The 25,302-nt window shown below is 39.5% G+C and carries 32 protein-coding genes and 5 tRNA genes; 33 read left to right on the plus strand and 4 right to left on the minus strand.

What is annotated here, in order from left to right; genetic code table 11:
* Nucleotides 1-81 precede the first annotated feature (81 nt).
* The 20 genes from FCU45_RS01690 to FCU45_RS01785 all read left to right on the plus strand — a co-directional run bounded on the left by FCU45_RS01690 (nt 82) and on the right by FCU45_RS01785 (nt 15,237).
* Complete coding sequence (locus FCU45_RS01690) at nt 82-2,007, plus strand: LTA synthase family protein (protein ID WP_137011632.1); 1,926 nt, start codon at nt 82-84, stop codon at nt 2,005-2,007.
* Nucleotides 1,994-2,659 (plus strand): phosphatase PAP2 family protein, encoded by a 666-nt coding sequence (locus FCU45_RS01695; RefSeq protein ID WP_137011634.1) that lies wholly within the window; start codon nt 1,994-1,996, stop codon nt 2,657-2,659. The genes FCU45_RS01690 and FCU45_RS01695 overlap by 14 nt, the downstream gene beginning before the upstream one ends.
* 72 nt (nt 2,660-2,731) lie before the next feature.
* On the plus strand, nt 2,732-3,076 hold the full coding sequence (locus tag FCU45_RS01700) for a hypothetical protein (RefSeq protein ID WP_137011636.1): 345 nt from the start codon (nt 2,732-2,734) through the stop codon (nt 3,074-3,076).
* 218 nt (nt 3,077-3,294) lie between these two features.
* Nucleotides 3,295-3,408, plus strand: a complete 114-nt coding sequence (gene rpmJ / locus FCU45_RS01705; protein ID WP_008338806.1) for a 50S ribosomal protein L36 — start codon at nt 3,295-3,297, stop codon at nt 3,406-3,408.
* Nucleotides 3,409-3,410: 2 nt separating this feature from the next.
* Entirely contained in the window at nt 3,411-3,773 is a 363-nt protein-coding gene (gene rpsM, locus FCU45_RS01710; protein WP_137011638.1) for a 30S ribosomal protein S13, read from the plus strand.
* Between the two features lie 10 nt (nt 3,774-3,783).
* Entirely contained in the window at nt 3,784-4,176 is a 393-nt protein-coding gene (gene rpsK / locus FCU45_RS01715; protein WP_137011643.1) for a 30S ribosomal protein S11, read from the plus strand.
* Nucleotides 4,177-4,187: 11 nt separating this feature from the next.
* On the plus strand, nt 4,188-4,814 hold the full coding sequence (gene rpsD / locus FCU45_RS01720) for a 30S ribosomal protein S4 (RefSeq protein WP_137011645.1): 627 nt from the start codon (nt 4,188-4,190) through the stop codon (nt 4,812-4,814).
* A gap of 29 nt (nt 4,815-4,843) precedes the next feature.
* Nucleotides 4,844-5,836 carry a DNA-directed RNA polymerase subunit alpha gene (locus FCU45_RS01725; RefSeq protein WP_137011647.1) on the plus strand — a complete coding sequence of 331 codons (993 nt, stop codon included), beginning with the start codon at nt 4,844-4,846 and terminating at the stop codon, nt 5,834-5,836.
* Between the two features lie 23 nt (nt 5,837-5,859).
* On the plus strand, nt 5,860-6,210 hold the full coding sequence (gene rplQ, locus FCU45_RS01730) for a 50S ribosomal protein L17 (protein ID WP_137011649.1): 351 nt from the start codon (nt 5,860-5,862) through the stop codon (nt 6,208-6,210).
* A gap of 173 nt (nt 6,211-6,383) precedes the next feature.
* Entirely contained in the window at nt 6,384-7,604 is a 1,221-nt protein-coding gene (locus FCU45_RS01735; RefSeq protein ID WP_137011651.1) for an aldo/keto reductase, read from the plus strand.
* 80 nt (nt 7,605-7,684) lie between these two features.
* Nucleotides 7,685-7,960 (plus strand): NifU family protein, encoded by a 276-nt coding sequence (locus FCU45_RS01740; RefSeq protein ID WP_137011652.1) that lies wholly within the window; start codon nt 7,685-7,687, stop codon nt 7,958-7,960.
* A 19-nt stretch (nt 7,961-7,979) separates the two neighbouring features.
* A complete protein-coding gene (locus tag FCU45_RS01745) occupies nt 7,980-8,570 on the plus strand; it encodes a hypothetical protein (RefSeq protein ID WP_137011654.1) in 591 nt (196 codons plus the stop codon).
* On the plus strand, nt 8,560-9,855 hold the full coding sequence (locus FCU45_RS01750; protein WP_137011656.1) for a UDP-N-acetylmuramoyl-L-alanyl-D-glutamate--2,6-diaminopimelate ligase: 1,296 nt from the start codon (nt 8,560-8,562) through the stop codon (nt 9,853-9,855). Before FCU45_RS01745 ends, FCU45_RS01750 begins: the two co-directional genes overlap by 11 nt.
* Before the next feature lie 88 nt (nt 9,856-9,943).
* A complete protein-coding gene (locus tag FCU45_RS01755) occupies nt 9,944-10,318 on the plus strand; it encodes a (2Fe-2S) ferredoxin domain-containing protein (protein ID WP_137011658.1) in 375 nt (124 codons plus the stop codon).
* A gap of 3 nt (nt 10,319-10,321) precedes the next feature.
* The gene (gene panD, locus FCU45_RS01760) at nt 10,322-10,687 is read left to right on the plus strand and encodes an aspartate 1-decarboxylase (protein WP_137011660.1); all 366 of its coding nucleotides are present in this window, start codon (nt 10,322-10,324) and stop codon (nt 10,685-10,687) included.
* A gap of 3 nt (nt 10,688-10,690) precedes the next feature.
* The gene (locus FCU45_RS01765; RefSeq protein WP_137011662.1) at nt 10,691-11,008 is read left to right on the plus strand and encodes a YbaB/EbfC family nucleoid-associated protein; all 318 of its coding nucleotides are present in this window, start codon (nt 10,691-10,693) and stop codon (nt 11,006-11,008) included.
* A complete protein-coding gene (locus FCU45_RS01770) occupies nt 11,009-11,989 on the plus strand; it encodes a DUF7488 domain-containing protein (protein WP_137011664.1) in 981 nt (326 codons plus the stop codon).
* A 12-nt stretch (nt 11,990-12,001) separates the two neighbouring features.
* A complete protein-coding gene (locus FCU45_RS01775; protein ID WP_137011666.1) occupies nt 12,002-12,847 on the plus strand; it encodes a polyprenyl synthetase family protein in 846 nt (281 codons plus the stop codon).
* Between the two features lie 19 nt (nt 12,848-12,866).
* Nucleotides 12,867-14,789 carry a transketolase gene (tkt, locus tag FCU45_RS01780; RefSeq protein WP_137011668.1) on the plus strand — a complete coding sequence of 641 codons (1,923 nt, stop codon included), beginning with the start codon at nt 12,867-12,869 and terminating at the stop codon, nt 14,787-14,789.
* 196 nt (nt 14,790-14,985) lie between these two features.
* A complete protein-coding gene (locus FCU45_RS01785; RefSeq protein ID WP_137011670.1) occupies nt 14,986-15,237 on the plus strand; it encodes a ComEA family DNA-binding protein in 252 nt (83 codons plus the stop codon).
* 6 nt (nt 15,238-15,243) lie between these two features.
* On the opposite strand, the gene FCU45_RS01790 is transcribed toward FCU45_RS01785, so the two are convergent.
* Nucleotides 15,244-15,912 carry an endonuclease III domain-containing protein gene (locus tag FCU45_RS01790; RefSeq protein WP_137011672.1) on the minus strand — a complete coding sequence of 223 codons (669 nt, stop codon included), beginning with the start codon at nt 15,910-15,912 and terminating at the stop codon, nt 15,244-15,246.
* A complete protein-coding gene (locus FCU45_RS01795) occupies nt 15,909-16,817 on the minus strand; it encodes an AEC family transporter (RefSeq protein ID WP_137011674.1) in 909 nt (302 codons plus the stop codon). Before FCU45_RS01795 ends, FCU45_RS01790 begins: the two co-directional genes overlap by 4 nt.
* Before the next feature lie 54 nt (nt 16,818-16,871).
* Here FCU45_RS01795 and FCU45_RS01800 point away from each other — a divergent pair, with 54 nt between their 5' ends.
* Entirely contained in the window at nt 16,872-17,192 is a 321-nt protein-coding gene (locus FCU45_RS01800; RefSeq protein WP_137011676.1) for a thioredoxin family protein, read from the plus strand.
* A 1-nt stretch (nt 17,193) separates the two neighbouring features.
* Here the strand turns inward: FCU45_RS01800 and FCU45_RS01805 are convergent, their stop codons facing one another.
* On the minus strand, nt 17,194-17,943 hold the full coding sequence (locus tag FCU45_RS01805; RefSeq protein WP_137011678.1) for a TrmH family RNA methyltransferase: 750 nt from the start codon (nt 17,941-17,943) through the stop codon (nt 17,194-17,196).
* Between the two features lie 131 nt (nt 17,944-18,074).
* On the opposite strand from FCU45_RS01805, the gene FCU45_RS01810 reads away from it, so the two are divergent.
* Both FCU45_RS01810 and FCU45_RS01815 read left to right on the plus strand, forming a co-directional pair.
* Nucleotides 18,075-18,686, plus strand: coding sequence for a hypothetical protein (locus tag FCU45_RS01810; protein WP_137011680.1), 612 nt, complete (start codon nt 18,075-18,077; stop codon nt 18,684-18,686).
* Between the two features lie 20 nt (nt 18,687-18,706).
* A complete protein-coding gene (locus FCU45_RS01815) occupies nt 18,707-20,845 on the plus strand; it encodes a copper-transporting P-type ATPase (RefSeq protein ID WP_137011682.1) in 2,139 nt (712 codons plus the stop codon).
* Here FCU45_RS01815 and FCU45_RS01820 read toward each other — a convergent pair.
* Complete coding sequence (locus FCU45_RS01820) at nt 20,840-21,571, minus strand: YaaA family protein (RefSeq protein ID WP_137011684.1); 732 nt, start codon at nt 21,569-21,571, stop codon at nt 20,840-20,842. The two genes, FCU45_RS01815 and FCU45_RS01820, sit on opposite strands and share 6 nt — an antisense overlap.
* Nucleotides 21,572-21,720: 149 nt before the next feature.
* Between FCU45_RS01820 and FCU45_RS01825 the strand changes: the two genes are divergently transcribed.
* The 10 genes from FCU45_RS01825 (at nt 21,721) to rplK (ending at nt 25,270) form a co-directional block, all read left to right on the plus strand.
* Nucleotides 21,721-21,797, plus strand: a tRNA-Thr gene (locus FCU45_RS01825).
* Nucleotides 21,798-21,841: 44 nt separating this feature from the next.
* Nucleotides 21,842-21,926, plus strand: a tRNA-Tyr gene (locus FCU45_RS01830).
* 14 nt (nt 21,927-21,940) lie between these two features.
* Nucleotides 21,941-22,017, plus strand: a tRNA-Gly gene (locus FCU45_RS01835).
* A 176-nt stretch (nt 22,018-22,193) separates the two neighbouring features.
* Nucleotides 22,194-22,268 (plus strand) — tRNA-Thr (locus FCU45_RS01840).
* A 90-nt stretch (nt 22,269-22,358) separates the two neighbouring features.
* On the plus strand, nt 22,359-23,558 hold the full coding sequence (tuf, locus tag FCU45_RS01845; RefSeq protein ID WP_137011686.1) for an elongation factor Tu: 1,200 nt from the start codon (nt 22,359-22,361) through the stop codon (nt 23,556-23,558).
* A 45-nt stretch (nt 23,559-23,603) separates the two neighbouring features.
* Nucleotides 23,604-23,756 (plus strand): 50S ribosomal protein L33, encoded by a 153-nt coding sequence (rpmG, locus tag FCU45_RS01850; RefSeq protein ID WP_137011688.1) that lies wholly within the window; start codon nt 23,604-23,606, stop codon nt 23,754-23,756.
* Between the two features lie 52 nt (nt 23,757-23,808).
* A tRNA-Trp gene (locus FCU45_RS01855) sits at nt 23,809-23,884 on the plus strand.
* A gap of 62 nt (nt 23,885-23,946) precedes the next feature.
* A complete protein-coding gene (gene secE / locus FCU45_RS01860) occupies nt 23,947-24,126 on the plus strand; it encodes a preprotein translocase subunit SecE (RefSeq protein WP_137011690.1) in 180 nt (59 codons plus the stop codon).
* Between the two features lie 9 nt (nt 24,127-24,135).
* The gene (nusG, locus tag FCU45_RS01865; protein ID WP_137011692.1) at nt 24,136-24,678 is read left to right on the plus strand and encodes a transcription termination/antitermination protein NusG; all 543 of its coding nucleotides are present in this window, start codon (nt 24,136-24,138) and stop codon (nt 24,676-24,678) included.
* 166 nt (nt 24,679-24,844) lie between these two features.
* Nucleotides 24,845-25,270 (plus strand): 50S ribosomal protein L11, encoded by a 426-nt coding sequence (gene rplK / locus FCU45_RS01870; protein ID WP_137011694.1) that lies wholly within the window; start codon nt 24,845-24,847, stop codon nt 25,268-25,270.
* Nucleotides 25,271-25,302 lie beyond the last annotated feature (32 nt).

Consider the following 25,302-nt stretch of genomic DNA (forward strand, 5'->3'; position numbering starts at 1 on the left):
AAAAAAACTTCATCTTTTTTTCATTCCTGCTTCATATCTTTTTTTTAATATTTCGTAAATTTTTATTAAAGGATATTGCTTATGAAAGAAAACAGAGCAAATAGGTATAGTTTCATAAATCTGATTTTTTGGCTTTTTTTAATTATTTCGGCTATTACAAGAACAGTGCTTTTGGTTAAATCTATCGATACAATAGAGCTCTCTTTTGTGGAGATTGCAAAAATATATCTGATCGGGGCGTTTTATGATTTTGTAAGTGCCGGTTATCTGGTTATCCCTTTTGTGCTTTATCTCTTTTTTATGCCACAAAAGTTTTTTAGCCATACTGCTCATCGTTACGTTACCTACGCGTTTACATATATTTTACTTTTCGGAGCCGTTTTTTTGGCATTTAGCGAATGGTTTTTCTGGGAGGAGTTTAGCGTTAGGTTTAATTTTATTGCAGTTGATTATCTGGTCTATACAAAGGAGGTAATAGGAAATATACGAGAGTCATATCCTATGGGTATACTGCTCAGTGTTATAACAGCTATCTCGGGAGTGGTTTTTTATGTTCTTTATAAGCTTGATTATATTGAAGATATTTTAAATACCAAAAGCACTATCAAACAGCGTCTAAAGCCAACATTTATCTACCTTTTAATTCCGGCTATCTCTTTTGCTTCCGTTACTGATAATTTTTCAAAAATCTCCAAAAACCAATATAACAATGAACTTACTAAATCCGGTTTGTACTCTCTTCTTGCGGCGTTTAGAAACAATATGCTTGATTATGATAAGTTTTATATAACTGATAAAGAGGAGAGCGTATTGGCAAACCTGAAAAAAGAGATAGACAGCAATAGCTCTGCTTTTTTAAATTCAAATGATATAACAAGAGATATAATCAAGTCGGGTGAAGAGAAGGATTATAATATCGTGATGATAGTTGTTGAGAGTTTGAGCGGCAAATTTCTCAAAGCATTAGGCGCAGAAAAAGAGCTGACTCCAAACTTGGATTCTTTGGCAAACGAAAGTCTATTTTTTACCAATTATTATGCAACCGGTACACGAACGGTTAGAGGAATGGAAGCGATTACTCTATCGGTGCCGCCCACACCCGGACGTTCAATAGTCAAACGACCAGATAACCACAACATGTTCTCAAGCGGATTTATTTTTAAAAACAAAGGATATGAGACAAAGTTTATATACGGCGGGCACGGCTATTTTGACAATATGAATGAATTTTTTTCAAATAACGGATTTGATATTGTCGATAGAACAGATTTTAGCGATGAGGAGGATACTTTTCATACTGTTTGGGGAGTTTGCGATGAGGATTTGTTAAACAAGACTTTAAAAGAGGCTGACTCCTCATACAAAGCCCATAAACCTTTTATGAGCTTTGTTATGACGACATCAAATCACAGACCTTATGATTATCCTGATGGGAAAATTGATATTCCCTCTCATACAGGAAGAGACGGAGCCGTTAAATACATGGATTATGCTATCGGGGAGTTTATGAAAAAAGCAAAAGATAAGCCATGGTTTAAAAATACTATTTTTGTAATTGTTGCGGACCACTGCTCTACAAGTGCAGGAAAAACAGAGATCCCTCTTGATAAATATCGTATTCCGATGATAGTATATGCGCCCGAGATATTAAAAGCTCAAGTTGTCGATAAAGTTGCAAGTCAAATTGACATAATGCCTACTCTGTTTAGTGTGCTAAACTGGTCATATAAAAGCAAGTTTTACGGTAGTGATATTTTAAGTCCATCTTTTAAAGAACGAGCGTTAATCGGTACCTACCAAAAACTTGGACTTTATAAAGAGAACAAACTTGTTGTTTTGTCTCCTGCAAAAAAGATTAAAAGTTATGAGGTTGTTGAACAAGACTTATATGACACAAAGTACAAAGAGATTCAAATAGACAGAAATCTTGAAGCAGAGATAGTGAGCTATTATCAAGGAGCGAGTACTCTTCACAAAAAAAGGCTAGACAGATATGAGTGGCAATAGGCAAATTATAGTTACAATATTTTGCCTTTTTGCTCTTTTTCTTCTTTTTGAGTTTACAAATATAGATGTATTTGTGCAAGAGTTTTTTTATGATGAGGTTATACAAAAATGGCTTTTATCGCATCAAAAAGGAAGTTTGTTAGATACACTTTTTTATACGGGCATTAAAAAAGTAATTATAGTTTTTGGAGTTTTTATTTTATTTTTGTATCTGTACTCCTTTAAAGATTCTGTACAGACTTTAAAAGAGTACAGAAGAGGATTGTTGACAGTATGGCTGAGTATAGCAGTTGTTCCCCTCGTTGTCGGAGCCTTAAAAGCGATCTCAAATGTGCCTTGTCCATGTGACTTTGAACATTTTGGAGGAGGCTATCCATACATAAGAGTCCTTGATGCGATGCCACAAGAGATTGTAAAAAAATTCAAGTGTTATCCTGCCGGTCATGCAAGCGGTGGTTTTGCTCTTATGTCGCTATTTTTTCTTTTTAAAGAGCCAAAAAATAGATATATTGCTCTTGTTACGGCAATTACAATCGGCTGGAGTATGGGATTGTATAAAATGTTAATAGGACATCATTACTTAAGTCACACTGTAATAACTATGGTTTTAGCATGGCTTTTGATATTGCTGATCTATAAAATTGTAAAATAAATATTGCATTTTGAAATATTATTTCGCAACAAATATTTTTTTAATTACAATAGTAGTTAAAAAAGGCATAGGATGATCTTAGGCAGATGCCCATATTGTGAGGATGGTTCCATTGAGGTGCGTGACAAAGAGGTTTGCGGTAAAAAGGTTAAGCTCTATGCCTGTAGCAACGCTCACTGGAAAACCGAGGATGGCGAGATGTTCGAGCTTAGAGATGATGCTTCGTGTGACTTTCGTATCTGGCAGAACTCACTTGCAAAATATGGAAAGTGGCTTACATATAAAGAGGTAAGAGAGCTTTTGGAAAACGAGGCTATTGAAGTTGAGCTTCTTAGCAAAAAATACGGCAAAAAGATCTACTACAACAAGCAGATAGTCTTAAATCCAGAGTACGGAGTGAGTGTTTTGTGGGATTAAGCTGTAGTAAAAAAGAGTAAAAGTAGATAATCTTATATAAAACATAATGCTTTAATAAATCTTTTACATTTATTTGTGTATAATCCTCATCCGCTTTGCTGTTTTGACATTACAGTTGAGTATTTTTACCTATGTAGAGATATATAGATAAAAGTATTGGCAAGCAGATATAGATGCTTGCCTAAATGCAGCAAAGAATTAAATACAGGAGACTTTCAATGAAAGTACGCGCTTCAGTAAAGAAGATGTGTGATGACTGTAAAGTTATCAAACGCAAAGGCATTGTTAGAGTAATCTGCAAAGTCAAAAAACATAAACAGAGACAAGGATAATCATGGCTCGTATTTCTGGTGTTGATTTACCTAAAAAGAAAAGAATTGAGTATGGTCTAACATACGTGTACGGTATAGGTCTTCATGCTTCTCGCAAGATCCTAGATGCTACTGGTATAGACTATAACAAAAGAGTTTACGAACTTAGCGAAGATGATGTTGCTGCGATCACAAAAGAGATCCGTGCAAATCACATTGTTGAAGGTGATCTTCGTAAGCAAGTTGCAATGGACATTAAAGCACTTATGGACCTAGGTTCATACAGAGGTCTTCGTCACCGTCGTGGTCTTCCATGTCGTGGTCAAAAAACTAAGACAAATGCGCGTACTCGTAAGGGTAAACGTAAAACTGTCGGCGCAGCATAAGGATTAACAGATGGCAAAAAGAAAAGCTGTTAGAAAAAAAGTAGTAAAGAAAAATATTGCACGTGGTATCTGCCACATCTCTGCATCATTTAACAATACACTTGTAACTATTACAGACGAAATGGGCAACATGATCGCTTGGAGCTCTGCAGGTAGTCTTGGTTTTAAAGGTAGCAAAAAATCTACTCCGTTCGCGGCTCAGGCAGCTGTTGAAGCAGCAGTAGAGAAAGCTCAAGTACATGGTATTAAAGAACTTGGTATTAAAGTTCAAGGTCCAGGTTCAGGTCGTGAAACAGCAACTAAAGCTGTTGGTTCAATAGAGGGTATCCGTGTTACATTCATGAAAGATGTTACACCTTTACCACACAATGGTTGTCGCGCACCTAAGCGCCGTAGAGTTTAAGGAGATTACTGATGGCAAGATATAGAGGTCCAGTAGAAAAAATCGAAAGAAGATTTGGAGTTAGCCTTAACCTAAAAGGGGAGCGTCGTTTAGCAGGTAAGTCTGCATTAGAGAAACGTCCTTATGCTCCGGGTCAACATGGTCAGCGTCGTAAAAAAGTATCTGAATACGGTTTACAGTTAAATGAAAAGCAAAAAGCAAAATTCATGTACGGTGTTTCTGAGAAGCAATTCCGCGCACTATTCGTTGAAGCTAAAAGAAGAGAAGGAAACACGGGTACAAACCTTGTTACTTTGATCGAGCAGAGATTAGACAACGTTGTTTACAGAATGGGATTTGCATCAACTCGTCGTTTTGCACGCCAGCTTGTAACACACGGTCACATCCTAGTAGATGGCAAGAAATTAGATATTCCTTCTTACCGTGTAAGACCTGGACAAAAAATTGAAGTTCGTGAGAGCAGCAAAAACAACTCTCAGATCGTTCGTGCTTTAGAGCTTACAAACCAGACTGGTTTAGCTCCATGGGTTGATATCGATGCTGATAAAAAATTCGGTATCTTTACTCGTCTTCCAGAGCGTGAAGAAGTTGTTATACCTGTAGAAGAGCGTTTAATCGTTGAGCTTTACTCGAAATAATAGTTAAAAATATAAAAGGCGTAAGAGACATGAAAAAGATTAAAACTACTCCACTTGCTCCTCAAGAGTTTGAGGTAGAGCAGATTAGTGAGAATGAAGCTAATATAATGGCGTATCCTTTTGAGACTGGATATGCTATATCTTTAGCTCATCCACTTCGCCGTTTTTTGTTAAGCAGCTCGGTAGGTTATGCACCGGTAGCTATTAAAATTGAAGGTGCTAAGCACGAGTTTGACTCAGTGCGCGGTATGCTTGAAGATATCTCAGATTTTATTTTAAATCTAAAAGAGATCAGATTTAAGCTACTTGGTGATGCTACAGAGGCAGAAGTTAATTACAGCTTTGCAGGTCCTTGTACTATTAAAGGCGGCGACCTTACAAATAGCGAAGTGGAAGTAGTAACACCGGAGTTTCATTTAGCAACTCTAAATGAGGATTCAGTGCTTAACTTTAAGATCAAAATCGCACAAGGTATCGGTTATGTTGCTAGTGAGGATACTCATGATGGACTAGACGAAGGATACATCGCTTTAGATGCATACTTCACTCCTGTTCGCAGCGCGACTTACAAAATAGAGAACGTACTGGTAGAAGATAACCCTAACTTTGAGAGAGTTGTAATGAACATTAGAACTGACGGACAAATTTCTCCGTTGGACGCGTTTAGAAACTCACTTGAAGTTATGTATGCTCAACTAGCTGTATTTAATAGCGAAATTAGCGTTAAATCTCCGACTACTATTGAGAGAACTGAAGAGAGCCCGGACCTTAAAAAACTAACTATGCATATTGATAACTTAGGTTTGAGTGCAAGAAGTTTCAACTGTCTTGACCGCTCGAACATCAAACTTATAGGTGAAATAGCGTTGATGAGCACAAATGACCTCAAAAACGTAAAGAACCTTGGTAAAAAGTCATATGATGAGATCGTTGAAAAACTTCAAGAGTTTGGATATGAAGTTGGAGGCGATCTTTCAGATGAGATCGTTAGTGGATTAAAAAAGAAAATCGAAGCTTTATAAGCTTTTAAAAAGAGGAATTATAGATGAGACATCGTCATGGATACCGTAAACTAGGTCGTACAAGCTCACACCGTGCTGCTTTACTTAAGAACCTAAGTATTTCGTTAATTGAACATGGTAAAATTGAAACTACTGTTATGAAAGCAAAAGAGTTACGCTCTTATATTGAAAAACTTATTACTGCTGCAGGTAAAGGTGATTCAAATGCTCATAAAGCAGTATTTGCGGCGCTTCAAAGTAAAGAAGCAACTAAAACTTTAGTAAATGAGATAGCTCCTAAGTATGTTGATCGCCCGGGAGGATACACTAGAATCACTAGAACTCGTATCCGCCGTGGTGATGCTACTACTATGGCATTCATCGAGCTTGTTTAATTAAGTACACAAAAGGAACAAAGTCCCTTTTGCTACGCTAACGCTGAGTTTTACCCACAGGGCATAAAGACTCGGCGTCAAGCCCACGCACAGCAAAGCCGTGCTTTTTAGCCCTTTCATATACATAATAAAACTTCCCAATTCTAAAATACTTTAATAAAAAGTGAGACATTATGAGTAATTTTGCATTTGGAACTTATAGAATAAGTGATATAAATCCTCAGCATATAGAAGCCCTAAAAGAGGCTATAGAATCCGGCATAACGATGATAGACACATCTTCAAACTATATGGACGGCGGCGCAGAACGCGCTATTGCAGTTGCCCTTAGAGAGTTCGACGAAGATAAAAAAGATGAAGTTGAGATCGTAAGCAAGTTTGGTTATATTCAGGGCTCAAACCTCAAAGAGTATAAAGAGAACCCTTCTGAAGATGAAGTCGTAAAGTATAGCGAGGAGTGTTACCACTCTATCTCAAAATCATTTATGCATGAGCAGCTAAGCGCTTCACTAGAGCGCCTGGAGATGGAGAAAATAGGCTGCTACCTTATCCACAATCCTGAATACTATATTTTAGATGCTATCAACAGAGGCACTCCAAAAGATGAGCGTCTTGATGAGATGTACAAAAGATTGCAAGAGGCTTTTGTAGGACTAGAAGAGGAAGTAAAAAGCGGCAGAATCGGCTCTTACGGCATCAGTTCAAACAGCTTTTCACTTCCGCATACCAGTGATGAGTTTTTACCTTATGAAGATCTGCTCACACTCGCCTACAATGCGGCTATGATAGTCGGAAACAGAACTCACAGCTTTGCGACCATAGAGCTTCCTATAAATCTCTTAGAGAGAGAGGGGCTTAAGTGTGCTTCTTGGGCAAAAGAGAACGGTCTTAGAGTTTTGGCAAACAGACCTCTAAACGCAAAACATAACGAGATGATGTTTCGTTTGGCAGATTACGATGAGAGCAAGGATTACTACACATACTTCAATGAGCTGATGGAAGTCTCCGACAATGAAGCGCTAGAGCCTCTGTACAATCTTTTAGAGCAGTTGGATGCTACCAAGCACAAATTTGGATGGATAGGCGACTATGATGTTTTTCTATTTGCGCAGATCATCCCTCATATTAAAAAAGTCCTTCAAAAGATAGATGAGGAGAACAGCAAAACATTGGTGGAGTTTATTGATCTTTATCTTGGCGAATACAGAAAGATGGTCGCTTACGAGTGCTCAAAAAGAACCAGAGTTGAGTTAAAAGAGTTCTTTAAAGAGTGCAGTGGCTCGATGCAGGAGTGCGCATTGAACTATTTAAGAAACAATGAAAATGTCGATTATATTCTTGTTGGTATGAGAAGACCTTCATATGTGTATGAAATTCTTTCTTTGGATAGATAGCTTCTATTTTTTATGACTTGTTAAGCAATATTTGCATATCTTATGAAAACAATAAAAGATATAAATTATGAAGGATGGGCATGATACCATTTACAGATGAAGAGTTGATGAATCCGGTAAAGAATGTTATAGATAAGGTTCGTCCATCTTTAGCCCTTGACGGCGGAGATATAGAGTTTATAACAGTTAAAAACTCAAAAGTCTACATACAACTAAGAGGCGCATGCGTTGGATGTGCCAGCAGCGGTACTACTTTGAAGTATGGCGTAGAGAGACAGTTGAAAATGGATATTCATCCCGAACTAACGGTAATAAATGTGCCGATCGGCATGGAAAACGATATAGATAATTTATAAATATATTAAAGGAGAGAAGATGGCAATAAGTAAACATAAAATATTATCGCAAGCTAAAGATAGTTTCTCCAAATCAGATTATAAAAATGCGTTGGAGAAGTTTGCAGCAGTACTGCAAAATTTTCCAAATTCAAAAGAGGCTTACAACGGTGTTATACTCGCAGAGATGGCGCTAAGCGGAGAGGGCGGTGCAGAGGCTCTTTTTGATTATTATGAGATTTTAAAAGAGGAAGACAAAGAGCAGGCAGACATCATTATGAGCGATATCTTGCAAAATATGGACGGCTCAATGGAGAAGCTCAGTGAAGTCTTCGCACAGCCTATCCGCGACAGAATAGAGTTTGAAGACGGTATTTTGTATAAAGATTTTAAAGCGTTGATAGACTCTGGAGAGAGCTTTAAAGAGACTTTTGAGAACATCATGTTCTCTACAAGAGTCATCATCACCCAAAAAGAGGATTTTGCAGACTTCTTGGATAGTCTAATAGAGCACGGTTTTGCAGAGATGGCTTTGACATACTTGGAAAATGCTCTAAGCGTTTACCCGAGTGATGCACTCCTTAAAAAACTGCTTAAAAAGCTGGCAAAGGGCAAAAAAGTTGAAAATTGAACTACCTGAAGAGGAGTTTAGGTATATAACCGAAAATTCACTAGAGTGTGACAAAGAGACGGCGTTTGTTCTGAGTGCTCAAAATGAGAAGTACCTCCAAGACGCAAAAGAGAGAGGTGCTCACTCGATCATAAGCATAAAAGATGTTGCTAAACTCTTCGGCGTAGACAATATAAAAATTGTCGGCATTACCGGAACAAACGGCAAGACGACAACTGCAAGTGCAATCTACTCATTTTTACTAGACCTCGGTTACAAGGCTGCAATGCAGGGAACTCGCGGTTTTTTTATGAACGATGAGCTTATCGAGGGCAAGAGTTTGACAACGCCCTCGGTTCTAAATACATACAAACATATCTACCAAGCCGTAGCGGCTGGATGCGACTTTTTTGTAATGGAAGTAAGCTCTCATGCGATCGCTCAAAAAAGAGTTGAAGGGCTAAACTTTGAACTTAAAATTTTAACAAATATCACTCAAGACCACTTAGACTACCACAAGACCATAGGCGAATATATAGCCGTAAAAAACAGCTTTTTTCAAGATGACTGTAAAAAACTTATAAACAAAGATGAGACAAAAGCGTCGTTCAATGTCAAGAACACATTTACATACGGTATTGAGAATTCAGCGACTTACAGACTTATAGCGTACTCGCTTAACAATGCTACAAGCGGGATCATCCAAAATATAAAAGATGTAGTTCCCTTTACAGCATCTCTGCATGGGTTTTTCAACCTCTACAATCTTATGGCTGCCATTGCGGCAACCCATATCTTAACAGGTAAGAAGCTTGAAGAGGTCTGTGAGGTCGTGGACAATTTTGCAGGCGTGAGCGGCAGAATGGAGCAGGTAAGCGAAGTTCCAAATGTCATAGTAGATTTTGCGCATACGCCAGACGGCATACAGCAGGTACTCAATGCACTAAAAGAGAAAGAGCTTTTAGTTGTCTTTGGAGCAGGCGGAGACAGAGACAGAAGCAAAAGACCTCTAATGGGAAAAGTTGCTGCAAGCTTGGCAAAAAAGCTCTATATTACAAGTGATAATCCTAGAAATGAAGATCCTCAGGCGATAGTAGATGATATTTTAGAGGGTATTGAAGACAGAAGTATTGCCAGCGTTGAGCTAAACAGAAAAAAAGCTATAAAGATGGCGCTTGATGAGCAGCAAGAGGATGAAGTGGTAGTTATCCTTGGAAAAGGGGATGAATCTTTTCAGATAATCTACGATGAAAAATTCCCTTTTGATGACAGGGAAGTAGTAAGAGAGTTACTAAAAATAAGTTAAATCCTTAAATAAAAAAACTTATTTTTGAGCATTAATATTTATGAGATAATTTTTGCTATAATTGCGAAAAATATTAAGGACGGGACTTATGGGAATTCCTCAACCGGCATTTTACATATTTAAATGTGAACAATCTGCTCCTCCGGGCATGCCTAAACCATCATGCGTAACACCGCAGACACAGGATCTGTTTCAGCATTTGGCACAGAAATTGATGAAAGAGGGCATAATGGGAACGGTACAGCCTATACGTACATCATGTCTAAACCGCTGTACTTCAGGTCCGGTTATGTTGGTAGAGCCTGGACATTTTATGTATGCAGCGCTTACTAAAGAGAAAATTGATAGAATTATAGAAGAACACATCGTCGGTGGCAAAGTGGTTGAAGAGTTTTTGATCAGTTCCGAAGTGTGGGACGAACCGATATCGCCGTGCGATATGAAAAAACAGATGGGAATGTAAAAAATGACAATTGAGATGTTGTACAGCAAAATTCATCGTGCTACGGTAACTGATGCCAACTTAAACTATGTTGGCTCGATCACTGTAGATGAGGAGCTTTTAGAAGCTTCAAAGATGAGAGTTGGACAAAAAGTTGAGATACTTAACATCAATAACGGTGAGAGATTTTCAACATATATTATTTTGGGTGAACGCGGCAAAAGAGACATCTGTTTAAACGGTGCAGCTGCTAGAAAAGTTCACAAGGGCGATAAAGTCATTATAGTTGCATACGCAACTTATGACGAAAAAGATCTAGAGACATATAAGCCAAGAGTTGTTCTTGTTGATGAGAATAACGACATCGAAGAAATTTTAGAAGAGATCTAAGAGATGTTTGGCAATTTGGGCGACATGGGCAAGATGCTTGAAGGAATGCAGGAAAATGCTAAGAAACTTCAAGCTGAGCTGGAGTCCAAAATTTTTAAAGTAAAAAGCGGCGGCGGCATGGTCGAAGTGAGCATAAACGGAAAAGGCGAGGTTATCGATATAAATATCGACGACTCGCTTCTTGAAGACAAAGACTCTCTTCAGATTCTGCTTATCGGAGCTATAAATGATGCAAATAAAATGGTAGAAGATAACAGACAAAACAGTGCTTTGGGTATGCTTGGTTCAATGGGTGGTGCAAATCCATTTGGGGCGAAGTAAGTGCTTAGGCTGCTTTTAGCGCTTAACCTTCTTTTTTTAAACCTTTATGCATGTAAAGGCGGCTTTGACTCCTGCAGATTAAAAGTCGTAGATGCAAACGTCATAAAGGGAAACTCTCTTCATATACCACTCAAAAACAATCAAAAACTTATCTTTTCCACAACAACACCAAACGCAAAAATAATCAAACATGACCCATATCTCTCGCTCTATCTTGTAGAGGATAACAATTGTTTCAAATACCCTTTTAGAGTAAATATAAATCAGTCACTTGGGACTTTCGGTGTTGATAAAAACAGCGTTATCGAGGGAAAGATTCTAAAGAGACAGATAGGGCTTAACAGCTTCGCACTATTTAGCGAACCGCTATCTGCACCGAGTGTGCTTCTAAACAGCTGTTGTGCCATAGAGGGGATCGTGACAGAGCGCGGAATAATTGAAAAAGAGTATATAGAGAGATTTTTAAAAGTAAAAAAGGTAAATTACGGTGATTTTGGAGTAAGAGTAAAAGATGTCGGCTCAGATGTTGTCGTTTTTAGCTCTAACCCATTTATAGAAGGTAACAGATTTAAAAAAGGCGACATAATAGTTGAGCTAGACGGTAAAAAAGTCAAAAACAGCGCCTCATTTATGAGAGATGTTCTCTTTAGCGAGATCGGCTCTGTTCACAGTGTCAAAATAAGACGAGGTGATGAGCTTCTAACTTTTAGCGCAAAGAGCCAAAACAGATTAGGCGGCGGTTATTTAAGCGATACCTTTTTAGAGTTTTTGGGAATATCGTTCGATAAGAATCTTTTTATCATCAAAATAGAGAAAAAAGCCCAGCAATACGGTCTAAAACTGGGCGATCAACTACTTCAGGTAAACAAAAAGAATGTAAGGCAAGAGGGAGATATATTGGAGATAATCGATAATAGAAATAAGAGTGCCGATCTTCTTTTTGAAAGAGAGCATTTTCAGTTTTTTGTGAAAGTAAATTAGGTAGAATTCGATATGCAAAACTTTGAGAATTTTTTAATAGATCACTTGCCTGTTTCAAAGAGTATACATCCGACTTATGAAGAGGCTCTGCAAAAGATGTTGATCGCCGGCGGGAAGAGATTTCGTCCTGCTCTTTTGCTAGGTGTGGTAAATGCGTACAATCCGCTTCTGATTGGCGGAGCATATCACGCAGCTTATGCAGTTGAGCTATTGCACACTTACTCTCTTATTCATGATGATCTCCCTGCAATGGACAACTCGCCGTTAAGACGCGGAGAGCCGACTCTGCATGTGCTTTATGACGAGGTAACTGCCATACTGGCAGGCGATGCATTGAACAGTTACTCTTTTGAAGTTTTAAGTAACGCTCCGTTTTCCGACTACACAAGAGTAGCTCTTGTAAGAGAGCTTGCAACTAGCGGCGGTTTAAACGGTATGGTCTTAGGTCAGGCGATAGACTGTTACTTTGAAAACAGACCTTTGAACATAGAGGATGTAAAAGTTCTACACACAAACAAGACGGCAAAACTAATAGCAGCTTCGCTTAAGATGGGTGCGATCATTGTCGGTCGTGAAGATCTGGCAGATACTCTTTATGATTTTGGTGTAAGACTTGGAGTTTTATTTCAGATTCAAGATGATATTTTGGATGTGACGCAGAGTTCGGAGGAAGCTGGAAAATTGACAAACAACGATGAGTCAAAAAACAGTTTTGTAACGCTTCTTGGACTTGATAAGGCACTTAAAGAGGCAGATGAGTTGGCAGATACGCTTACAAAAGAGATGGACGGGTTTGATGAGAAGTTAAGAAACGAGCTCTCTCCACTCCTGACACACTATATAAACAGACATAAATAAATTAAACAAAGGCAATAATATGGGTAATAATGCAATGCGTCAAAAAATGGCAGACACTATAAGATTTTTAGCGGCAGATATGGTTCAAGCGGCAAACTCAGGACATCCGGGCGCACCAATGGGTCTCTCAGACATTGCGGTTGTTTTAAGCGAACACTTAAACCACAATCCTAAAAACCCATCTTGGCTAAACCGTGACAGATTGGTATTCTCAGGCGGACACGCAACTGGACTTATCTACTCTCTTTATTACCTTTGGGGCTACGGTTTAACTATTGAAGATCTGAAAAACTTTCGCCAGTTAGACTCAAAAACTCCAGGGCATCCGGAATTTGGACATACAGAGGGTGTTGAGATAACAACAGGTCCTCTTGGACAGGGTGTTGCCAACGCTGTAGGTTTTGCTATGGCTTCAAAATTTATGGGCGCTCAGCTAAATTCTGACACTGCAAACGTTATAGATCACAATGTCTACTGTTTATGCGGAGACGGCGACTTAGAAGAGGGTGTAAGCTACGAGGCGTGTTCAATCGCAGGACATAACAAGCTTGACAATCTGATCCTTATCTATGACTCTAACCGCATTACGATAGAGGGTTCGACCGATCTGAGCATAAGTGAAAATATCCGCATGAGATTTGAGTCTCAAGGCTGGGATGTTTTAGAGTGCAACGGACACGATTTTAATGCGATTGACACTGCAATTACGACTGCAAAAACAAATAAAAAACCGACGATAATAATTGCAAATACTACTATTGCCAAAGGCGGCGGAAAGCTTGAGGGTTCTCACCACTCTCACGGTGCTCCTCTTGGAAATGATGTTATTGCCGAGGCAAAGAGCGCTTGTGGATTTGATGCGACAAAATGTTTTCATGTAGATGAAGATGTTATGGCTCGTTTTAGATGTGCGATCGAGAAGGGTGACTTAGCGGAGCGTGAGTGGATACACTCTCTTAAAACACTTCCGCTAATGGAACAAAACGAGACGTTAGATGCTCTTCAAAACCCGGATTTTTCAAGAATCCAGTGGCCGACTTTTGAGAAAGCCGATGCTACAAGAAACACAAACGGAAAAATATTAAACGCTATTGCAAAAGCTCTTCCAAACTTTTTAGGCGGAAGTGCGGATTTAAGTCCGTCAAACAAAACAGAGCTTGTCGATATGGGCGTTTATCCAAAGGGAAGAAATATCTACTTTGGTATCCGTGAACATGCTATGGCTTCAATTACAAATGCTATCGCTCTTTACGGACCGCTAATGCCATTCTCTGCGACATTCTTTGTCTTCTCGGACTACCTAAAGCCTGCTGCAAGAATTGCCGCTTTAACGGGAATACAGCACTTCTTTATCTGGACGCATGACAGCATCGGTGTAGGTGAAGATGGACCAACTCACCAGCCGATCGAGCACTTAAGCCAGTTCCGCGCGCTTCCGAACTTCTACGTTTGGAGACCGGCAGACGGGCACGAGAACGTCGAGGCGTGGAAAACAGCTTTAAATATGAAAAAATCTCCGTCAGCTTTTGTCTGTTCACGTCAAAATCTCTCACTTCTGCCATCGGCTGTAAAAGGGAGCGCAGCTAAAGGCGGCTACCTTCTTGCAAGTGATGAGGGAGCGACTATTACCTTAATGGCATCAGGTTCGGAAGTGGAACTAGCTCTTAAGGTCAAAGATGCTCTAAATGAAAAGGGAACCAAAGTAGATGTTGTCTCTGTTCCGTGTTACGATCTCTTCATTGAGCAGGAGAAAGCATATATAGACTCGATCATTAAGCCAGAGAGTAAAAAAGTGGCTATCGAAGCGGCTCGCGGCTTAGAGTGGTACCGCCTTGCAGATGAGGTTATCGGAATGGATACATTCGGTGCCTCTGCTCCTGCAGATAAGCTCTTTGCAAAGTTCGGCTTCTCTGTAGAAAATATTCTCTCTACTATCAAATAATCTCTTGCGGGCAGCTTGCCCGCTCAAAATAACCAATCAGCATAAAAATCCTCATTACTCTTTTGTAACAAACAATTTTATACATAAATTACTTTTTATCACAAAACATACAAAAAAATATTATTTTATTGAAATTTAATATCAAATTTATATTAATAAAGTAAAATTTAACATCTTAAGTTAAAAGGAGTTAGAAATGAAGTTGTTGTCACTATTAATCATAGGTACCGTTCTGTCTTTTGGAGCGGTAGATATTAACAAGGCGGATAAAGCAGAACTGATGGGCATTAAAGGTGTCGGTGAGGCAAAAGCAAATGCTATTCTAGAGTACAGAAAAGCAAACGACTGTTTTAGCAATATAGAGGAGCTAAAAGAGGTCAAGGGGTTTGGCGATAAATTTTTAGAAAATAACAGAGATGCCATTACTGCAAGCAGCTGCAGCAAGTAGAGCAGATCACCTCTTTAAAAAGCATCCTACACCGTAGGGCTTTTTAGAGTAGAACTCTTTGCCGTGTTTAACTATCAGGGCATGAAACTCCTGATAGATGGTGAGCAGTTCTCTCTCATCTTTCACACACTCTCTTATAGAGCTCTCCATCATACTTTTTATCTCTGCATATTTTGTTTTTTCATCTATTAGACCAAGCTCAAGCATAAGCCTTTTTGTGTATGCATCCACTTTAAACTCTGGCTGATTATATCCGTAGAGAAGCATGGAGTCAGCCGTCTCTTCACCGATGCCAACAATATCTAAAAGCGCTTCTCGCGAGGGGGTAGCACCTCCAAGAGAGTTATAAAATTTGATAAATTCTAAAATATATCTTGTTTTTTGGTTGAAGTAGCCTGATGGTTTTATTGCTTCTTTTAGCTCATTTATATTCATTGATTCTATCGCTTTAGCGTTTATGGCATTTTTTATATGTAGATTTTCTAGAGATTTTACAACCGATGTGAATGTCGTGTTTTGGGTAAGAATTGAGCCTAGGCAGACCTCAAAAATCTCTCTCTCGTCTCTTGGAAAAGTGTAGTCTAGTTTATGGTACCCATAGCCTGTTATAGGCCACCAACCCTGCGGACCATAATTTTTATACAATGTTTTGTAGATGTTATATATTTTGTTCATAAATATGTCAGCACCTTAACACCCGCAAAAATAGCCCCCATAAAAATAACGGATGAGATGAAGACAAGAGCTGTCACTACTTTTGGTTTGCAGTCGTAGAGCGAGGCAAAGTTTACGTTTGCAATAGCTAGCGGAACCATAAGTTCTATAAAGATTATCCCTTTTAGCATAGAGTCAAGTTCAATGTTATAGAGAACCAAAAAAGCGATGCCTGGCAGAAATAGAAATTTTGTGCTCATAACCCAGATAGTGAGCCTTTTGCTAATCTCGTTTATCTTTGTGCCGTAGAGATAGATGCCGAACAAAAAGAGCTGCATAACGATGGAAGCGTAAGCCCCCATCATAAGCATCTTCATTATCTCTTCGCTTGGTTTGTAGTCGTTGAGACTTAAAAATATTGCTGCACCAGCCGCCCATAAAATAGGGAGTTTTACTATATTTTTCAGCGAGGTCTTAACGTCAAAGCTTCCTCTTGAGTAGTAGTAAACACCGATCGTGTAGACTACAAATACGTTCATAAGGTTAATTACCGTCGTGTAGGGTATGGACTCTTCGCCGAATATTGCTATGTTTAGAGGGATGCCTAGATTCCCTGTATTTCCGATGATCGCTGCAACTGCTGCTATAGAGTACTCTTTTTTATCTTCAAAGAGTCTCTTTGCGACAAGTGCAGAGATGATCAGAACCAACAGAACTATAAATAGGTAGATGGAGGGTGCGAAAAAGAGCGTTGCATCGACCGGGCGGATAAGAAGCCCCCAGAAAGTAAGAAAAACCTGCAGAAAATAGACATTTATAAGTGTTATGGTCTTATCATCAATTGCCTCTTTGAAGCTCATCTTTGCGACAAAGCCGATGACGATAAATATGTAGATAGCCAAAATTGAAAATATTATTGAACTCATGGAGCGATTATAGCAAATAGTGTATAATTCCCCACCAAAAAAAGGCGACATAAGATGCAGACAACAGAAGATATAGAAAAAATTATAGAAGATAATCAGGCTGTAATGCTCTACTTTTCAGCACCAACATGTAACGTCTGCCATGCGCTAAAACCAAAGCTCTTGGATGCTATCGAGAGTAACTTCGGCGAGTTTAAAGTTGTAAGCATAGATACTTCGTTTGAACAGGAGATTGCCGCTCATTTTAGTGTTTTTGCTATCCCTACCGTTTTGGTTTTTTTGGGAGGCAGAGAGTTTTTAAGAAAGTCACGCCACATGAGCGTTGATGAGGTCGTGCGGGAGATAAAACGACCTTACGAAATTATGATGAGCTAGGCTATTTCATAAAAGCGATAAGCGAAGCGGTAACCGCAACATTTAAAGACTCAACACCGCGGTTCATTGGAATGCTTATAGAGTCGTTGCAGAGTTTTTCAACCTCTTTTGAAACGCCGTCACTCTCGTTTCCTAGAACAAATATGGACCTATCGCTCTTTTTTATATCGTAGATGCTGTTTTTTGCATGTGAAGAGAGCAGATATATTTTTGTCTCTTTTAGCTCTTTTAATATCTCATCAAGCGTGTTGCAGTAGTATATTGGAAGTTTAAAAAGCGTTCCCGCACTCGCTTTTATGACAAGCGGAGAGATTTTAGCGCTGCTTTTTTTAGGAAGAATTATCCCATCTACATAACCGCCTGCACATGAGCGGATAATCATTCCGAGATTTTGAGGATTTTGGATGCTCTCAAGGGCAAGGAGTTTAAAGCTTTTGAGGTTTTTTATCTCATTTGCGCTTTGGTATGATGAAGCGATAATGTCTATTGCCACTCCTTGGTCCTGTTTGGCGTTTTTGCTGATGCGGCTCAGAGCATTTTTGTCGTGGTAGGCTACTTCTATGCCTCTTTTTTTTGCAAGCCCTAAAATGGTCTCTACCGCACCGTCAGGCTTGTTTGAATTTGACATGTGGAGTTTGTGTATTGCGATATTATCATCCTGCAAAACTTCTATAACGACATTTCTGCCATAGAGCGTGATTATCTTCTCAAAATATGCTTTTTTGTTTTTGTACTCTTGTGAATCTTCCAAAATCACCCTTTTGTTTATATGATGGAATTTTACACTATTTTGTTTTATTGAAAGTAAAAAAAAGTAACTACACGACAAGAAGCATATATTTCAAAAAATTATAGTACACTTAAGAAAAATCGGAGAGCTTGATGGATAGTAGAATAGATGAGATAGCCGCGCAAATAAAAACTCTTGAAGATGAACTTATGGCGGAGCTTAGAAAAAAGCAGGATGAGTTTTTTTACACGCTTGAGGATAAGAAGGTCAAGTTTCAAGAGAGTGTTATAGATGAAGGAAGAGCAAAGATTGTAAGTTCCATAAAGTATCTCTCCTCCTTTCCTGTTTTGGCAGTTTTAACGATACCGTTTATCTGGTCGATGATGATCCCTGCGCTTCTTGTCGACATCTTTGTTACTATCTTTCAAACAGCCTGTTTTCCTATATACAAGATACCAAAAGTCAAAAGAAGTGATTATGTAATGATGGATAGACACAATCTATTTTATCTTGACAGAGTTGAGAAGATAAACTGTTTGTATTGCGAGTATTTTAACGGTGTGATAGGCTATACAAGAGAGATAGCAGCCAGAACAGAGCAGTTTTGGTGTCCTATAAAACACTCAAAACCTCAAAAAGATATGCACTCAAGATATGAGAAGTTTTTTGATTTTGGAGATTTTCAAAGGTATAGAAAAGAGCTAAAGGAGAGAAGATCTGATTTTAAAGATCTGCAAGAGGAGACAGAAGCAACTAAATCTTAATTAATAAGGATGGCAGCAATATGGAAAGTATAGATACTGAATTAACCGAGTACACATGTCCGATGCATCCGGAAGTGGTGCAAAACGAGCCGGGTTCCTGCCCGAAGTGCGGCATGGCGCTTGAGCCTGTTGTAGCAAAAGCAGCAGAAGAGAAAAATGAAGAACTCATCGATATGAGCCGCCGTTTTTGGATCAGTGCCGCACTTACCCTTCCTCTCTTTATTTTAGCAATGACAGCCGACATGATGCCTTCACTTCTGCCTGATGGTTTAAGCATGAAACTGGTTCAATATATAGAGTTTTTTCTAGCCACTCCTGTCGTTTTGTGGGGTGGATGGCCCTTTTTTGTTAAAGGGTACAACTCTCTTAGAACAATGAACTTAAATATGTTCACTCTTATCGCACTCGGAGTTTTGGCTGCATGGCTTTACAGCATGGCCGCACTTTTTATGCCCAATCTGTTTCCGCAGATGATGCACACGGCTGATGGTCTGGTTCATGTCTATTTTGAAGCCTCCGCCGTCATCACGACGCTTGTTCTTCTTGGTCAAGTACTTGAACTGCGCGCCCGTTCTCAAACAAACAGTGCTATTAAGCTGCTGCTGGAACTGGCTCCAAACAAGGCGCGGGTTGTTCAAGAGGATGGAAGCGAAGAGGATATGCCAATAGAGCATATAAAAGTCGGAGATATTTTGCGTATTCGTCCAGGTGAAAAAGTGCCAGTTGACGGAGTAGTGATAGAGGGCAAGAGCAATGTGGATGAGTCAATGGTCACAGGCGAGCCCCTTAGCGTTGCCAAATTTAAAGGCGAGAGCGTTATAGGCGCCACTCTAAACGCAAACGGTACGCTTCTTGTGCAAGCCCAAAAGGTTGGTTCAGAGACACTTCTTTCACAGATCATAGAGATGGTATCACATGCACAACGCTCACGCGCACCCATACAAAAACTTGCAGATATCGTTGCAAGTTACTTTGTTCCTGCCGTCGTTCTTATCGCGCTTGTTACGTTTGTTGCGTGGTGGATATTCGGACCCGAGCCGAAACTTGCATTTGCAGTTGTAGGAGCCGTATCGGTTTTGATCATTGCATGTCCGTGCGCACTGGGTCTTGCTACGCCTATCTCTATAATGGTCGCAACAGGAAGAGGCGCTATGGCGGGAGTATTGATTAAAGATGCCCAAGCACTGGAGACTATGGAGAAGGTGGATACTTTGGTGGTGGATAAAACCGGTACGCTTACGGAGGGTAAACCTAAGCTTATCTCAGTATATGCAGAAGATGGATTTAGCGAGGATGAGCTGCTGCTTCTGGCTGCAAGCTTAGAGCGGGCAAGTGAACATCCATTGGCAGATGCTATTGTAGAGGGTGCAAAAGAGAGAGGTGTTGAGCTTAAGAAAGCCGATGAGTTTGAGACCATAAACGGAATGGGCATTACAGGTAATGTAAATGGGCGCAGAGTTGCAGTTGGAAACACAAAACTATTTGAGAAATTGGGTATAGAGAGCAGTAGGCTCTCGGATAGAGTTACTATAGAGAGAAGTGAGGGCAGAATTGTTATATTAGTTGCAATTGATTCAAAGGCCGCAGGATTTATCGCTGTCGCAGACCCTATAAAAGCTTCCAGTGCAAAAGCTATCCAAGATCTACATAGCAAGGGAATAAGAGTAGTAATGCTTACAGGCGATAATCGTGCGACAGCAGAGATTGTGGCAAAACAATTGGGTATAGATGAGGTTCATGCAGAGGTGTTGCCGCAGGAAAAGGCCGATGTAATCAAAGAACTTCAATCTCATGGACATATTGTGGCAATGGCGGGTGATGGCATAAATGATGCTCCTGCACTTGCCCTCTCTAATGTAGGTATCGCTATGGGAACAGGTACGGATATCGCAATGCACAGCGCAGACATAACATTGGTAAAGGGTGATCTGCGTGGTATTGTCAGAGCCAGAGCATTAAGCAGAGCGACTATGCGAAACATCAGGCAGAACCTCTTTTTTGCCTTCTTTTACAACTCAGTAGGAATTCCTATTGCGGCAGGAGTGCTTTATCCGTTTTTAGGTCTGCTGCTCTCTCCGATGATAGCAGCAGCGGCGATGAGCTTTAGCTCGGTATCGGTCATAGCAAACTCTTTAAGGTTGAGAAAAACAGAGTTATAGATGTGTGATATTGTAAACGATCTCGGTTTTGTTCTTTATGACCTTGATCTCTTCAACGCTTAGTCCATCTATCTCTAATGCCATAAACTCTTCTCTGGAGTTTATGCCGTTTTGCGCAACTGCACGAAGAACCAAACCTCTGTAGGCCTTTGCCCAGTGGCTCACCGTCTTGCCACCTTTTAAAAACTTCAGAGTTGTGTAGGGCTTTTTAACTTCGTAAAATTTGTCATAGTATCCTGCGCGCAGATCCAGTATCTCACAGTTCGCAAGATATAGGTCGAGCTGATACGAGAATCTGTCCTTATAAAATTTATCCGGCACAAAACTGCCTATATTGTTTCCCTGTTTTACTTTGTAGTTTGCTATTGTGTCTCCTCCTAGCAGAGGGCCGTAAAGGTTTGAGAATATAATAGTGTTTGATTTTGCCAGCTCCTTTGCTTCACTTTTAAGTGAATCAAAATCAAGATACTCATAAGCTACGCCGTCATATCGCTCGATCGCGGACATAAGGCCAGAGTTGAAGATATCGCAGATATATGGCTCGCAGTCGCTGAATTTTTTAAAACCAAAGAGCTCTTTTATGGCTTCTGCATCAGCGCTGTTAACAATCTTGTTATATTCATTCAATATCTCTTCTCTGGCACTATTTGAACCGAGCAGTTCATTTTTTGACTCATTACCTCCGGTTTTTTTGCTCTCAGCAGGTGAAAATAGTATTTTTAACATCTAAAAGGGACCTTTGCAATATAGATAAACTAGAAAAATATGAGAAAATAATAGCCAATTTTACCTAAAGAGTGAGATATGATAAATTTTTAGTAAAAAACTCTTGACATTGAAAATATATTGCACTATAATTCTGGCTCAAATTCGATGCCGACATAGCTCAGTTGGCTAGAGCAGCTGATTTGTAATCAGCAGGCCCGGGGTTCAAATCCTCGTGTCGGCACCATTGAATTTTGAATATTAGAAACAGTGTTAGACCGGATATATTCTGGTGAGATAGTCAAGTGGCCAACGACGGCGGACTGTAAATCCGCTCCCTACGGGTTCAGAGGTTCGACTCCTCTTCTCACCACCATTTCAATGGCACATGCGGGCGTAGCTCAGTTGGCTAGAGCGTCAGCCTTCCAAGCTGAGGGTCGAGGGTTCGAGTCCCTTCACCCGCTCCATTGAAGATTCTGGAAGCTGAAGTACAAATTCAACCTACTTCATACTTTTAATGTTTTGTATATTATATAGTTAATATATATTTACATACTTATCTACACAAAATTTACTGATATTTAAAATATTTTAAAAATTATGCAATTATTGCTTTGTTTTAGTCAGGCTATATTTATTTTATGCTCTCGTGGCTCAGGGGTAGAGCACTTCCTTGGTAAGGAAGAGGTCGGCGGTTCAAATCCGCTCGTGAGCTCCACAGTATAAAGTATAGTTTAAATTTAAGCAATAATTGAATAATTTTTGGGTACAATTCCATTTCTATTCACAAATTAAGTCGGAGGACACTATGGCAAAAGAAAAGTTTGAGCGTAATAAACCGCACGTAAACATTGGTACTATTGGTCACGTAGACCACGGTAAAACAACACTGACAGCTGCAATCACTGCAGTACTAGCAGTAACTAACGGTGCAAAAATGATGGATTATGATGCAATCGACAATGCTCCAGAAGAGCGTGAGCGTGGTATCACAATCGCAACTTCACACGTAGAGTATGAAACAAATAATCGTCACTATGCACACGTTGACTGTCCAGGTCACGCGGACTACGTTAAGAACATGATTACTGGTGCTGCTCAGATGGACGGTGCTATTCTTGTTGTTTCTGCAGCAGATGGTCCGATGCCACAGACACGTGAGCACATTCTTCTTTCTAAGCAAGTTGGTGTTCCTTATATCGTTGTTTTCATGAACAAAGAAGATATGGTTGACGATGAAGAGTTATTAGAGCTAGTTGAGATGGAGATTCGTGAACTTCTTGACACTTATGACTTCCCGGGTGACGATACTCCAATCGTTGCAGGTTCTGCTCTTAGAGCTCTTGAAGAGGCAAAAACTGGTACTCTTGGACCATGGTCAGAAAAAATTCAAAAGCTAATGGCTGAAGTTGATGCATACATCCCTGAGCCGACTCGTGAAACTGATAAAGATTTCTTAATGCCAGTTGAGGATGTTTTCTCAATCTCTGGACGTGGTACAGTTGTAACTGGTCGTATCGAACGTGGTATCGTTAAAATAGGTGATACTATTGAAATCGTTGGTATCCGTGATACTCAAAAAACTACTGTTACAGGTATTGAGATGTTCCGTAAAGAGATGGATCAAGGTGAAGCAGGCGATAACTGTGGTATTCTTGTTCGTGGTATCGGTAAAGATGATGTTGAGCGTGGTCAAGTACTTTGTAAGCCGGGTACTATCAATCCTCACACTAAATTTACAGCTGAGATCTACGTACTAAGCAAAGAAGAGGGTGGTCGTCATACTCCATTCTTTACTAACTACCGTCCACAGTTCTACGTTCGTACTACAGACGTTACAGGTGCAATTTCTCTACCAGAAGGTACTGAGATGGTTATGCCAGGTGACAACGTAAGTATTACTGTTGAATTAATTCACCCAATCGCTATGGAAAAAGGTACTAAGTTCGCTATCCGTGAGGGTGGACGTACTGTTGGTGCTGGTGTTGTAGCTGAGATTCTTGCATAATTCGGAACTTTCCGAATTTGCAAAATCCTTTAAAAGGTTAATAACATGAGAGAAGCAATACATTTAGGATGTGAGAAGTGTACTCGTCGTAACTACCACACAACTAAAAATAAAAAAACTCACACTGAGAAATTTTCAGTTAAGAAATATTGTAAGTTTTGTCGTGAACACACAGTTCATAAAGAGATGAAACTCTAATATAGTTGCAATTTAAGCTTAAGTCTTTTGACTTGGCTTTTTTGTTATATGCAGGCGTATAGCTCCAATGGTAGAGCACCGGATTCCAAATCCGGGTGTTGGGAGTTCGAGTCTCTCTACGCCTGCCACATTAATTATTTGTAAAGCTTTAGGGCTTTATCTGTAATTAATGAGAGCTGGGGAAGTTTAAATGAATCTAGGTACACATATAAGAAATGCGAAAATAGAGCTGAGCAAGGTTATTTTTCCTACAAAAGGTCAAGTAAAACAAGCTTATATCTCAGTTGTAATAGTTGTCGCTGTTATAGCTGCTTTTTTAGCGTTAATTGATTTAATTATGTCATCAGTTATGTCAGCAATCTTAGGTTAAGGAGTAGCAGTGGAGGAAAAAAAAAGTAATCATCAGTGGTACTCTATACAGACATACGGAAATGAGAGAACTGTCCGTTTAGCAATCTTAAATATGATTGAAGAGATGGGACTGCAGGATAGAATAACAGATGTTATCGTTCCTACGGAAGATGTAATAGAGGTAAAAGAGGGAAAGAAAAAGATATCTGAGAGATCTCTCTACTCAGGTTATGTTTTTGCAAGAATTGACCTCAATAAGGAGATCCAGCATCTCATACAGACTATACCAAAGGTCTCAGGATTTATCGGTGAAGCGAATATACCGACACCGCTAAGCGAACATGATATCAATGTGATTCTTGATCGTGTTCAAAACCGTGCGGCACCTAAGCCAAAAGTATTTTTTGACAGTGGTGAGACTGTACGTATTATTGACGGTCCGTTCGCAAACTTTACGGCAACCGTAGATGAGTATGATTTAGAGCATGGAACTCTAAAGCTTAACGTTTCAATTTTCGGTAGAGCAACTCCGGTTGATATCTCTTACACGCAAGTTGAAAAGATAATTTAATTAGGAATAAACTACGCTAACTTTAGATTTTTCTATAAAAATTTAATGTTAGCGTAGTTTAAAGCGACTAGTCGCGCGAGCATTCTGCTGAAGAAAACTTAGCGTTAGCGTAGCAAGCTGGACTCTGTTCAGATTGCGTTAAGTAAAATAATAAAAAGGAAAGAAGATGGCAAAGAAAATATTAGGCTACATCAAGCTGCAAATTGAAGCTGGAAAAGCAACACCTGCACCTCCAGTTGGACCTGCTCTAGGACAACGTGGTGTTAATATCATGGAATTTACTAAAGCATTTAACGAAAAAACAAAAGATAAGATGGGATTCAAAGTTCCTGTTATTATCACTGTTTACACAGATAAGAGCTTTACTTTTATTACTAAGCAGCCACCGGCATCTGCACTTTTAATGAATGCTGCAGGACTTAAAAAAGGTTCTGATAACGCACTTAAGAACAAAGTTGCAAAGATCACTCGTGCGCAGCTAATGGAAGTTGTAGATAGAAAAATCGAAGATTTAAATACTGACGACAAAGATATGGCAGCAAATATTATTGCCGGCTCAGCTCGTTCTATCGGTATAGAGATCGTAGACTAAAAATAAAATATCATCGACCACAGTGATATAAA

The organism is Sulfurimonas crateris, from assembly GCF_005217605.1.
GTDB lineage: Bacteria > Campylobacterota > Campylobacteria > Campylobacterales > Sulfurimonadaceae > Sulfurimonas > Sulfurimonas crateris.